A 12319-nucleotide genomic window follows, 5' to 3' on the forward strand; every position below is an offset into this window, starting at 1 on the left:
ATGTTTATCATTATTGGAATTATGCTGACAGGGATGCTTCTTGGCTACTTGTTACGCAGTAAAAGACTATCATGGATACACAAGATAATTACTCTTCTTATATGGATTCTCCTCTTTCTTCTCGGAATAGATGTAGGAGGTAACGAATCTATTATCAAAGGTTTGCATACTCTCGGACTGGAAGCTATTATCATCACTGTAGCTGCCGTTGCAGGAAGTACGTTATGTGCCTGGGGATTATGGTATCTATTATATAGATGGAATAGAGGAAAGGAGACAAAAGCATGAAAGGTAGTTTGATTATCGTCTCTTTCTTCATTATCGGTACTCTTTGTGGAGTTTATCATCTCATTCCATACGACTTCACCGACAGCAAGCTCAGTTACTATGCCCTCTGCGGACTCATGTTCTGCGTAGGTATCAGTATTGGTAACGATCCGAATACCCTGAAGAGTTTTCGCTCCCTGAATCCGCGGCTTGTATTCCTTCCCATCATGACGATCATTGGCACATTAGCAGGCTGCGCCGTAGCAGGAGCCTTTATGAGCCAACGAGGCCCTTTAGACTGTATGGCAGTCGGAGCCGGATTTGGCTATTATTCACTTTCCAGCATTTTCATTACTGAATACAAGGGGCCCGAATTGGGAACTATTGCATTACTTTCCAATATCATGCGTGAAATCATCGCTTTGCTGTGTGCGCCATTATTAGTGAAGTATTTCGGAAAGCTAGCCCCTATTTCTGTTGGTGGAGCCACTACAATGGATACCACTCTTCCTATTATTACCCGATATTCGGGAAAAGAATTTGTAATCATTTCCATTTTCCATGGTTTTGTTGTTGATTTCAGTGTTCCTTTCCTAGTCACGTTCCTTTGCTCAATATCATTTTAACAGGAATAAATCCTAAAAAGCAGATTATTTCCACTATCGTTTTCGCACACGTATTACAAATATGTTTCATAAAGAACCGTTTTTGTATCAAAAAGCATATCATCTCTTGACTTACATCAAGAAATGAGGCTAAATAGAATCTTTTCCTTTTCTTTATTTTTATGCTATAAAACATATTCTTATATTTGCATAGGTAAAAAGAAAAAACTAAGCGCTTAGACTAATTTTCAATAGGTATTAGATTTGTTTTTAGGAATAGTTTTTAGGTATAACAATTAAAAAAGTAGGTATTATGAAACGTTTAGGATTAACATTAGTGGCAGCGCTCTGCCTTGCTGCTACAACATTTGCAGCCGGAAATCAACCTACAACTGCAAAATGGGAAGGTAACATCAATGTTAGTAAATTAGGTAAATATTTGAACTTGAATTCAGTTCAGAGTGAAGAGGTTGCAAACATCTGCGATTATTTCTCCGAACAGATGTCAAGAGCCACAACAGCAAAGAAAGATAAAGAAGCTAAATTGCGTAACGCTGTTTATGGTAACTTGAAGCTGATGAGAAAGACTCTTAGTGCTGAACAGTATGCCAAGTATGCTGCATTGATGAACATCACTTTACAGAATAAAGGTATTGAACTGAATAAGTAAAATGAGTAATATGCAAAAGAGAGAGAGGGTGGAAGCCAGTTTGGGCTTCCACTTTTTTTATTCTATTATTTAATAGTCACCATCGTAGCTCCAAACCCATATTCCTGGAAAGAAGCATCCTGATAACGGCAATTACTATATTTGCGCTTCAATTCATCAAGAACGGCTTTCCGAAGCACACCATCTCCTTTGCCGTGAATAAAGACAATCTTCTGCTCACGCTTGTTCTTATAAACCTCCATCACTTCGCGAAATTTATCCAATTGATAGTTCAGTATTTCAGCATTACCCATTCCTTGAGTATCATCTAGTAAAGAGTCGATATGAAGATCTATTTCGACAATCTCACTCTTTCCACCATGAGCATGGTTCGGTTTCACAATAGGTTGTGATCTGGGTTTATCTACAGACTTCTTCTGCAGCAAAGCCTCTTGAAGTTCTTCTGCCGAAACATATACTTGTTTGGTAGGCATATCATCTTTCACAATGTCATAAATCAACGCCGGTTCTTCGAAGAAATCAGAATCGCTAAAGGTATGAAGTTTATAGAACTTCACGGTATCAATCCGTATTTCCACACTGACAGCCGGTTTGATAGCTGCAGGCTTACCGTCCTTGAAAGCGATCAACTGAACGGCCACCCGCTCCATATCATTCAGTACATCTTTTGTGAACTCCTCCAGCAACAATTTGGTATTGGGTTCCACCAACCCGTGCGAACGGTTCTTCCAGGCTTTTCCTTCTGCACTCAAATAAGTGTAATACAAATAATAATTGCTATCATTTACCAAATAAGTCTCGAAAGGAGTAGTCATCATAGCCTTTGCATCTTCAGGCACATAAGCCAGAAATACATTCAGCGTATCTCCTCCCTTCACTTCCGGCTGGCGTTGAATGACGGGCATCTCCGGTTTTATCGGTTTAGCAGTTCCCTCTTGTTTTGGAGCAGAAGAAGTCGGTTTACGCTTCAAATTATAGTCATCCGTTTCAATCACGACACACTCACGTATCGGCATCGGAATATCAAATCCATCTGCATCTTCCACCAACACAAAATCCTTTCCTTGGAATCCAGTGACGATTCCACCGCCTACCTCACTAAGAAAGCGTACTTTATCTCCTATTTTCATTGTTGTATATCCAATTAAAATTCAAACTCAAAAAAAACGAGTAACAAAGATAGAGATTTCTATGAAATATTTCAGTAACTTTGTCTCTAAGAATACGGAATGTAATCGATATGAAGATTGAAAAGCACATAGAAGGATTACGGTGTGGCTCTTATAATGACTTCAAAGTTATATATAATAGGTATGCCGGTAATTTATACGGATTTGTTTTCGGATTGACCCGTTCTCACGAGTTATCCAAAGACATTGTTCAGGATACTTTTATCAAAATATGGACTAACCGGGAAAGCATTGATCCCACCCAATCTTTCAAATCTTATTTATTTAAAATTTCCCATAATCTAATTATAGACGAGTTCCGCAAACGTCTCAACAATCCCATCTTTGAAAGTTATCTGGATTATTCCGACAACCTACCAATCAGCAATCCTTTTTCAGTCGAACAGAAACTAGACTATGATCTGTTTGTAGAACGGCTGAATAAAGCAAAAGAAAAACTGACGAGTCGTCAAAAAGAAATTTTTGAATTAAGCAAAGAGATGGGAATGACTTCCCCACAAATATCCGAGAAGCTAAATATCAGTGAACAGACCATTTACAACCAACTTTCAGCTGCAATCCGCATTCTAAGAAAAGAAGTGGGCAGTGCTTTTCTTCTTCTTTTCACCATTTTTTTTGAATAATACCGAAAAAAAACACTTTCCCATAGTAGACTTTTTAGTTCCTCCCGTATTAACTTATAGAACAACAAAGTCATTACATGGAAAAGCATATAAATAATCTATTAAATAAGTTCATCAATGAGAATATCACTCCGGATGAACGAAAGGTACTGAAAAATTCTGTTACAGAGTTATCAGATGAAGAATTAAAGCAGGCAATGTCCGACGTATGGGAGCAATATGAAACAAAAGCTACCTCACCTGTAGCATTTGAGCAAATAGCAAGAAAACTTTCCATTAAATCCCAATCATCCATGAGGCATACCTTATTATTTATAGCAAAAGTGGCGGCAGTCATTGCAATCCCTTTACTTATAGGTATACAAATCCACTTATATATAACCAACGATAAACTGAATAAATTTATCGATCAACAGCTAGCCATCCAAGTAGAAAGCGGAGAAAAAGCAGCAATCACTCTCCCTGACGGTACGAAAGTATATCTGAATGCAGCCACCTCCCTTTCCTATCCCAGCGACTTCGGATTATACCAAAGAGATATATACCTGACGGGAGAAGCCTATCTGGAAGTAGCTAAAGATGCAGAAAAACCTTTCCATGTACATACTGATGACGTGGAAATTGAAGTATTGGGTACAAAGTTCAATGTCAACTCATATCCGGATCAGGACGAAGTAGAAACAACCTTGATAGAAGGAGCAGTAAAACTGACTACCAAAAATAACAGTCAGCATCCTATCATTATGAAACCTAGTCAGAAAGTTATTTATTCAAAGAAGAATCACCAGCTATCCTCCCGGCAAACTACCGGGCACTTCGAAACAGCCTGGACACGGGGAGAACTAGTTTTCCGCTCTGCCAAATTCTCTGATATCATAGAAAAGTTGAAAAAACGCTATGGAGTCGAAATTCAGATAACCGGAGACAAATATAATACCGACCTCTTTACCGGTAGCTTTAAAGAAGAATATATTCATGGAGTATTGCGACTCTTACAAATGCACTATCAATTTACCTACACAGAGAAAAATGGTAAAATCCTGATAAGAATGAAGTAATCACTTAAAAAAAAACAGATATGAAAGAGAGAGCACCCTAACATAATTGGAACCGAAAGGTTGGCAGACCCTCCGGTTCCATAGTCAATACAAACTTGCAAATAGTTTTTAGTATCAACCTTAATATTTAATATGATGGATAATTTTTATCTTAAGAAAAGTTATCGCTACAAATGTAGCAATAATTATCTAATCTTGTTTAGTATTCTTTTCATTTTAGTCATTCATCCGGTGAATTTATGCGCTCAAAACAAAGAGATCACTCTATCGGTCAAGAATGCAAGTCTTCAAGAGGTATTAGACCAAATAGAAAATAAGACAATTTATCGTTTCACATATCGGGATGTAAACCTGACAAAAGAAAAGAAAGTGACTATTACAGTCAATCAAATGCCGATTGAAACCTTTCTGAATAAGGTATTGCCTCCAATGTCCTTAACCTTCAAAAAGAGTGGAAACACCTTTGCCATTATCCCCATGAAGCAAGAAAAAGGTAAAAAATTGACAGGCGTTGTAGTAGATGAGAACAATGAACCTCTCATCGGGGTATCAATACAGGTTAAAGGTGTATCTAAAGGTACGACTACAGATATTGACGGTAAGTTCACCATTGATGCAGACCCTAATACCGCACTAATATTCTCGTATTTAGGGTATCTCACTCAAGAGCAGAAAATAAAAGACCAGACAAATCTGAAAGTCAATATGATTCCTGACACTCAAACACTCGATGAAGTAATAGTCATCGGATATGGTGCCCAAAGAAGAAGAGACTTAACAGGTTCTATCTCTTCCATCAAAGGGGAAGAAATGCCTCAAATAGGTTCCACCACTTTGGGACAAGCACTAAAAGGACAAGTAGCAGGTATGTCTTTCACGCAAACCAGCAGTCAGCCGGGCGCCGCTGTTTGGATGCAAATCCGCGGTGCGGCCACCGGTGCTTCACCATTAATTGTAGTAGATGGTGTACCAGTCAGTACGATGTGGGAGCCTGATCCGGGGCTTAATTTCGGGAAAGGTGACAAGGAAAGTGTACTCGATAATATTAACCCGGACGATATTCTGGATATTCAAGTCTTGAAAGATGCCAGCGCTACCTCAATCTACGGTTCCCGTGCAGCCGGAGGTGTCATTCTAATCACAACCAAGCGCGGATCGACAGACGAGAAAGTGAATGTTTCCTTCAAAGCTTCCTATACAGGCCAGTGGATCGCAGAAAAACCGGAAGTAATGAACCCCAAAGAATACATGATCGCTTCCAATGACTCTCAACTTGAACGGTGGATGCAATCCAGCGGATATTATCCGTGGGGAACTCTTCCGCCTTCCGAAGACATTAACGAGATGCGCCGCCGTTACGAAGCTGCCGGAAAGGCATGGAATTACAGCTGGGACGAGATTCAGAATTTCACAGGAGGAACAGACTGGTATGATGCTGTGACAAGAAACGGACAGATACAGGATTACAATCTTTCAGTCAGTGGCAGCGGTAAAAAATCCAACTATCTCATTTCATTGGGATATATGGGTAATGACGGAATTGTCAAGAATAACGATTACAACCGGACATCAGGCCGCATCAACCTCGACCAGACATTCAGCAAGTATTTCAAAGGAGGGATAACAGTCTCTTACTCACATATAAAGTCGAATGATGTGCCCATATCCGGAAAGTCAGGATCAACAACCCTTTTCATGGCAGTACGCAAATATGATCCTACGATTCCGATACGAGATGAAAATGGTAATTACGCTCTTGGACGCATCTATGGTTTGGCCCAAAATCCCGCATCTATTCTGGACGCCACCATGCTAACCCAGAAAGATAACCTTCTGACCTCCGCTTTCTTGGATATTATGCCAGCAAAAGGTTTAGTAGTAAAAACAACCGTAGGATATGACCGGAAATTTGCCAGTACCGGTGCATATTTCCCTATGACTACTCAAGAAGGGATCAACGCCAATGGAGGAATCGCCAAAATCAACGAAAACAATTTGTCGAACTACTACATCAATATGACCGCCACTTACAACAAGACATTTGCCAACGACCACGCTTTAACATTGATGGCGGGCTGGGAGTATCAGAAAGTGGTATCGGAAAGCCTGAGTGGTGAAAATCGCGGATTTCCATACGATGGAGTGAAATGGCATAACCTCGATCTTGGTACATACGAAAAGCCTATTGCGTCATCTTCAAAAACTACAGACCAGAACGCTTCTTTTATCGCACGTCTGAATTATACCTATAAAGATCGTTACCTGCTGACCGCCAATTTTCGTAGAGACGGGTCGTCCAACTTTGCAGCCAATAAACAATGGGGTAATTTTGGTGGTATATCTGTTGCATGGCGTATGAACGAAGAATCATTTATGAAACCAATCGAATGGCTGTCAAATTTAAAACTCCGATTTGGAGCAGGTATCACCGGATATGCCGGAAGTCTGACCGGCACTCGTACTTATTATACTCCCGGAAAAGATTATTATTTCAATAACAAATTGACAAGTGGTGTAGCACTCGCCGTACTTGGCAACCCAGATTTATCCTGGGAATCACAGCAAGACATCAATATCGGTTTGGATTTCGGATTCTTCAATAATAAGTTTGGCGGTACCATTGATGTTTACGAACGAAAAATCAGAGACCGTATCGGTACAAAGAACCTGATGTCGTATCACGAAATCAACACATTAAATTACAATACTCAGCGAATAGACAACACACGAGGAGTTGACCTCTCACTTTATGGAACCGTAGTCACCAAATCCGGATTCAATTGGCGCAGCCAGTTCACATTGACTTATTATCGTGACTTTACCTCCAAACGAGATCCGTCTGAGGTACTCGATATTAATACTCCGGCCCGTAACATTGACTGGAACGACGTCTGGAGCTATCTTTCAGACGGGTTAATCATGCCCGGAGAAACAGTTCCTCATATGCCCGGTGCCCTTCCCGGCACTATTAAAATCAAGGACATTAATGGCTATTTATACGATGCAGATGGTAGTATAATGAGAGACGCCGATGGTCGTCCGATGTATTTGGGCGAACCGGACGGAAAGATCGATAATGCCGACCTGGTCGTTATTCATAATAAGACACCGATACCGGTCAGTTGGACGAACACGTTCTCCTACAAGAATTTCGACTTGAGCATCCATATGTATGGTAAGTTTAATCATTATAAAAACACTGATTATCTGGTGAACATCGCTTATGGCCCTTATGAAGGCACCAACACCTCTCCTTATTTCAACGATCGATTCACTTTCAATAATACTACGTCTACCATTCCGGCTTTCACACAGAATACTTCGTCAAGTTTTGGATATGCCGATTACTTTATGGAAAAGGCATGGTTTATCCGTCTGGACAATATCACGTTAGGATACACACTTCCCAAGAGTATTACCAAGAAGGTCCTGCAGTCTGTGCGTTTCTATGCATCTATGAAAAATATTCTGACACTCACCCCTTACAAAGGATATGATCCAGAATACGATGTGTACACGTATCCGAGTACCAGTTCTTTCACTGTTGGTGTGGATATTAAATTTTAACCCTTATCATCATGAAAACAAAAATACAATTCATAATAGCAATTGCGTCAATAATCCTTTCAATGGAGGCTTGCACACTCGAAAGGGAATCATACAATGAAATCTATCCTGAAAACTTTTTCCGCAATGAAGACGATGTGAACAAAGCACTTGCAGGGTTGTACTACGGTCCATTCCGAATGGGATACGGCAGTTTCTACGGAGTCGACCAATATAGCTATCAGGTAGTGTCTGACTTCACCTCTGGTACATTGGCTAGCCGTTGGACCACTGCCACAGGTTATCCGCAATATCAGGAACATCGTTGGGAAGAAAATGCTCCCGCAGGGTATGCCAAGGATTTTGCCGAAGGGATGTACTCGCAATATAACAAACTTACTTCTGTATTGGAAACTATCAAACGCATAGAAGCTGCCCCTATCACCGACAAGCTTAAAGCAAAAGCCATAGCTGAAGCAAAATGTATTTACGCTTGGATTGGTTTCATTCTCTATGACTTATTCGGCCCTGTACCATTGGTCACAGAAGAAGCACTGGCTAATCCGAATGAAAAAATACTTATCCCTCGTTTGAGCGATACCGAATACACCGCCATCATGCACAAATATCTGGATGATGCCATCACCGAACTGCCCATCAGACAAGATGACGATTGGGGACGAGTGTCCAAAGGACTGGCACTGATGTTGAAACTCAAATTCTACATGATAGATAAAAATTATACAGAAGCCGAAAAAATAGCAAGAGAACTGTACAGTTATCGCGGAACCACGTATGATTTGATGGAAAAAGGTAAATACAGAGAAATTTTTAACAAATATAATGTCAAAAACAAAGAGATCATCCATGCCATTCCATGTGGACTTGCCGATGGAATGCAAAACCGAAGTATCATTCAATTCTGGCCGGTACGCTATCGCGAGGACAGGCAATGCTGGTTTACCTTCGGCATGAACTGGGATTTCTACGACACCTTTGAAAGTGGTGATGACCGGTTAAACTCCATCGTTACTTCTTATACCAGTATCACCAATGAAGCAAATGACCGCACGCACGGATTCCTTGCTAACGCAGCGGCCATCATAAAAGTAGATGACCATACCTATACCGGAGGTGAATTTGCTTCAGTAGATTTGATTGTTTACCGCTTTGCCGATGTTATGCTGTCATTAGCAGAATGTATCAATATGAACAACAATGGTCCGACACAGGAAGCTATCGACCTCGTTGATGAAATTCGCAACCGCGTAAACTTACCCGAACTGACTGATGTACAAACGTCGGACAAGGATGCTTTCAATAAAGCCATCCTCAACGAACGGTTACATGAGTTTATGGCAGAAGGTTTGTCGCGTCAGGATAAAATACGGCATGGAGTATTTGTTTCCGACTCCAAGGCAATGTTTCCCAATAGCCAGTCGGCAAGTCATAAAGTACGTTTTGCCATACCCTCCAAATACATTCTCGAATCAGAAGGGGTGGTCAAGCAAAATCCGGGATATACCAATTAATATTTTCACCATAATCAAGTTAATAATATGAAGAAAAAATATATATGGCTATATGCATTTATCTGCTGTTGCTACAGTTGTGAAGGGAACAATGACCCGATCGATAACAAACCCAATCAATCAATAGAAGTGACTTACGACAAGGGAATTACTCCTCCTTCAATCCCCGTCATCGACGAAAGCGATTATACTGTCTATTATGTAGATACTGATACAGGCGATGATACAAATGACGGCCTAAGCGAGGCAACTCCTTTCAAAACGTTATCCAAAGTTACATATATGGCCAAGATTCCCAAGATGAAAGTCCTGCTGAAAAGCGGTTCTGTCTTTGCAGAAAATCTGGTTCTGAAAAATCTGAACAGTAGTGTCGACAAGCCATTTATTATGGACATTTACGGAGGAACAGAACGTCCTACCATCAGCGGAACAGGCGATCAAGCCGTATTGATCCAGGATGACAATATGCGTTTCCGCAATATTCGTGTAACCAACAAGACCGGAACACGTGGTATTCGCATACAAACCCAAATCCAAGGTGCCGGAGCTTTCCTCAATGTAGAAATTACAGGCTGCCTCATCGAAGAAGTGAACTGGGCCGGTGATATACCTTTTGAAAATGTTGATCCGGAAACGATCGATGTAGAAAAAATAGCACCGGATAGCCGCTTCTCCAATAAAGAGTTCGGTGGTATCATCATCGAAAATGCTACAACCCAAGAACAAGGTGCCAGCTGGTATGAAAATCTCTTTATCACCAACAACATTATTCGTCAGGTATGCCGCACAGGAATCCTGATTCAGGGGAAATGGGGACAACGTGACAAACCGGGCAACGGCAATAATGAATATATTAGCGACGACCAAAACTGGTACCCATCCAGAAATGTGGTGATACAAGGCAATGATTTCAGCTACTGCGGTGGCGACGGCTTGATCCTAATGGGCTCCACCGACTCTTATATTGATCATAACCGTTGTTTCCATGCCAACTTCCTCGGACGAAACGGACAGGCAAGTGCTGGCCTTTGGCCTTATAGCTGTACTAATATCGTCATGCAATACAACGAAGCCGCCTACACTTGGCTGGCTCATGGCAGTGCCGATGGTCAGGGACTTGATGTGGATATTGCCTGCAAAAACACATTAGTACAATACAATTATGTTCATCATAATAAAGGAGGAGGCATTCTTCTGTGTAATATAAAAACAGGAGACCATAGCGGAACGGTTATCCGCAATAACATTTTCTACAAGAATGACGGAAGTTACCGTGGCAGTCTGATGACAGTTTCAAGTAATGTGGGAGCAACAGACATTTACAACAACACAATTGTGTTGGATAATGGGACAACTCCAGTAATCATTTTTACTGACGACTGGGCTAATGCCGGAAAGTCTCATGATATTTCTTACCGGAACAATATTTTTGTGTCAATGACTCCATGTACGGGAAAAATAGACCTCCACAATATGGAGAAGTATTCGTTTGAAAACAATCTGTTTTTCCATGTGGGTAGTTCCTTTATTATAGATTCATCTCCACTCCGTTATGATCCGAAAATAAATGCACCCGTTTCAGCCAATGGTTTCAGTCAGACCCTAAGATTCCAGCCAACTGAATCCAAAGTTTTCACGGACGGAATATTGTTCGACGGAATGGCCGATACTGATTTTGCTGGAAATCCGGTTCAGGGAATCAACTATTTGGGAGCATTTTCTAAATAAAATATATAACTATATTTATATCTACATATGAAGCAGTATTTGAAAATATCAATGATAGTCACATTCGCATTAATCATATTTAGTTGCGATAAAGACAATGAACTATCCGGAAAAATTTTCCAAGTAGATAGCGCACAAAATTTAACTGTCGGAAAAAGTGGTGGCGAAATATTCATACCCGTAACTTCCACAGACAATTATGTACCTATGTCTTCCGAGCCATGGTGCACCATCGGAGAAAAAACGGAAGATGGTTTTTTCTTCTCTGTCAATACAAATGCATTGACAACAACAAGAAGTGTCGATGTAGTAGTAGCTACCGTAGGGTTTCCTTTCTACATCATCAAAGTTACACAAGAACAAGGCGATCCTAACTTCTCCATAGCAGACGAGGAATTGAATAAAACATTCGCACAAGCCGGTGGCGAACTATATGTGACTCTTGCCACAAATATAGATTATACAGTGGATCCTCCAACTGACACTTGGTGCAGCATAAGCGATATTACCGCCAATGGTTTCAAACTTACAGCGTCTCCTAATGATGTCACACAACGAAGAACCTCAATAACGATACATCCCAATGGAGATTTTCCAAATGTAACAATCATCGTGAAACAAAGTGGCAATGCAATACTACAAAACGGCTTTTTCATCAATAACAGCATGGAACATTGGACAACAAGCGGTACTAGCGGCCTGTTCGGACTGGCTACTGACGCATACATTGCAGCCGGCTCCCCCACAGGAGCTTACTATCTTAAAAACAATATCTCCGCAACAAGCGGATTTGAAGGCAGAGTCACCCAAAAACTTACAAACCTGACCGATGGAGTTTACATATTATCTTGTCAGGCAGCCGGTTATCCGGGAAATTCAGCTGCCACTGACGGGGTTTATTTCATTGTGATTGATAAAAACGGAAACGAAACGCAACAGAAAATGACATTACCGGGAGGCGGTTGGAAAGAGAATTCCATGCAAATTAATGTAACAGGAGGAGAATGTACGATTGGAATCTATGCAAAAGCTGCCGGAGGCAGTTCATCTACCATGTCCTTTAAGGTAATGAATTTTGATTTCAAATAAATAACCTATAA

At 40.7% G+C, this 12319-nt stretch carries 10 protein-coding genes; 9 read left to right on the forward strand and 1 reads right to left on the reverse strand.

The window, feature by feature from the left end:
• The 3 genes from NXV01_RS00165 to NXV01_RS00175 all read left to right on the forward strand — a co-directional run bounded on the left by NXV01_RS00165 (position 1) and on the right by NXV01_RS00175 (position 1542).
• On the forward strand, positions 1 to 288 hold the full coding sequence (locus tag NXV01_RS00165) for a LysO family transporter (protein WP_008650120.1): 288 nt from the start codon (positions 1 to 3) through the stop codon (positions 286 to 288).
• Positions 285 to 893 (forward strand): lysine exporter LysO family protein, encoded by a 609-nt coding sequence (locus NXV01_RS00170; protein WP_004326224.1) that lies wholly within the window; start codon positions 285 to 287, stop codon positions 891 to 893. Before NXV01_RS00165 ends, NXV01_RS00170 begins: the two co-directional genes overlap by 4 nt.
• A 292-nt stretch (positions 894 to 1185) precedes the next feature.
• Entirely contained in the window at positions 1186 to 1542 is a 357-nt protein-coding gene (locus NXV01_RS00175; protein WP_004299310.1) for a hypothetical protein, read from the forward strand.
• 65 nt (positions 1543 to 1607) lie between these two features.
• Here NXV01_RS00175 and NXV01_RS00180 read toward each other — a convergent pair whose 3' ends face one another.
• The gene (locus NXV01_RS00180) at positions 1608 to 2672 is read right to left on the reverse strand and encodes a DUF2027 domain-containing protein (protein WP_259021497.1); all 1065 of its coding nucleotides are present in this window, start codon (positions 2670 to 2672) and stop codon (positions 1608 to 1610) included.
• A gap of 110 nt (positions 2673 to 2782) precedes the next feature.
• On the opposite strand from NXV01_RS00180, the gene NXV01_RS00185 reads away from it, so the two are divergent.
• From NXV01_RS00185 to NXV01_RS00210, 6 genes are all read left to right on the forward strand, one after another.
• On the forward strand, positions 2783 to 3355 hold the full coding sequence (locus NXV01_RS00185) for an RNA polymerase sigma factor (protein WP_195649140.1): 573 nt from the start codon (positions 2783 to 2785) through the stop codon (positions 3353 to 3355).
• A 77-nt stretch (positions 3356 to 3432) separates the two neighbouring features.
• The gene (locus NXV01_RS00190) at positions 3433 to 4413 is read left to right on the forward strand and encodes a FecR family protein (RefSeq protein WP_195649141.1); all 981 of its coding nucleotides are present in this window, start codon (positions 3433 to 3435) and stop codon (positions 4411 to 4413) included.
• Positions 4414 to 4545: 132 nt separating this feature from the next.
• Positions 4546 to 7980: a TonB-dependent receptor gene (locus NXV01_RS00195; protein WP_258978267.1), complete on the forward strand. Its 3435-nt coding sequence runs from the start codon at positions 4546 to 4548 to the stop codon at positions 7978 to 7980.
• A gap of 11 nt (positions 7981 to 7991) precedes the next feature.
• Complete coding sequence (locus tag NXV01_RS00200; protein WP_234132425.1) at positions 7992 to 9491, forward strand: RagB/SusD family nutrient uptake outer membrane protein; 1500 nt, start codon at positions 7992 to 7994, stop codon at positions 9489 to 9491.
• A 27-nt stretch (positions 9492 to 9518) separates the two neighbouring features.
• Positions 9519 to 11219, forward strand: a complete 1701-nt coding sequence (locus NXV01_RS00205; RefSeq protein WP_234132423.1) for a right-handed parallel beta-helix repeat-containing protein — start codon at positions 9519 to 9521, stop codon at positions 11217 to 11219.
• Positions 11220 to 11270: 51 nt separating this feature from the next.
• Positions 11271 to 12308 carry a BACON domain-containing protein gene (locus NXV01_RS00210; protein WP_195649145.1) on the forward strand — a complete coding sequence of 346 codons (1038 nt, stop codon included), beginning with the start codon at positions 11271 to 11273 and terminating at the stop codon, positions 12306 to 12308.
• Positions 12309 to 12319 lie beyond the last annotated feature (11 nt).

Source organism: Bacteroides sp. BFG-606, from assembly GCF_024788145.1.
GTDB lineage: Bacteria > Bacteroidota > Bacteroidia > Bacteroidales > Bacteroidaceae > Bacteroides > Bacteroides vicugnae.

What these genes read in the sequence shown, in the direction of transcription:
- NXV01_RS00165 (WP_008650120.1), top strand. Translation starts at nt 1, where the DNA reads ATGTTTATCATTATTGGAATTATGCTGACAGGGATGCTTCTTGGCTAC.
- NXV01_RS00170 (WP_004326224.1), top strand. Translation starts at nt 285, where the DNA reads ATGAAAGGTAGTTTGATTATCGTCTCTTTCTTCATTATCGGTACTCTT.
- NXV01_RS00180 (WP_259021497.1), bottom strand. Translation starts at nt 2,672, where the DNA reads ATGAAAATAGGAGATAAAGTACGCTTTCTTAGTGAGGTAGGCGGTGGA.
- NXV01_RS00195 (WP_258978267.1), top strand. Translation starts at nt 4,546, where the DNA reads ATGATGGATAATTTTTATCTTAAGAAAAGTTATCGCTACAAATGTAGC.
- NXV01_RS00175 (WP_004299310.1), top strand. Translation starts at nt 1,186, where the DNA reads ATGAAACGTTTAGGATTAACATTAGTGGCAGCGCTCTGCCTTGCTGCT.
- NXV01_RS00210 (WP_195649145.1), top strand. Translation starts at nt 11,271, where the DNA reads ATGATAGTCACATTCGCATTAATCATATTTAGTTGCGATAAAGACAAT.
- NXV01_RS00200 (WP_234132425.1), top strand. Translation starts at nt 7,992, where the DNA reads ATGAAAACAAAAATACAATTCATAATAGCAATTGCGTCAATAATCCTT.
- NXV01_RS00185 (WP_195649140.1), top strand. Translation starts at nt 2,783, where the DNA reads ATGAAGATTGAAAAGCACATAGAAGGATTACGGTGTGGCTCTTATAAT.
- NXV01_RS00190 (WP_195649141.1), top strand. Translation starts at nt 3,433, where the DNA reads ATGGAAAAGCATATAAATAATCTATTAAATAAGTTCATCAATGAGAAT.
- NXV01_RS00205 (WP_234132423.1), top strand. Translation starts at nt 9,519, where the DNA reads ATGAAGAAAAAATATATATGGCTATATGCATTTATCTGCTGTTGCTAC.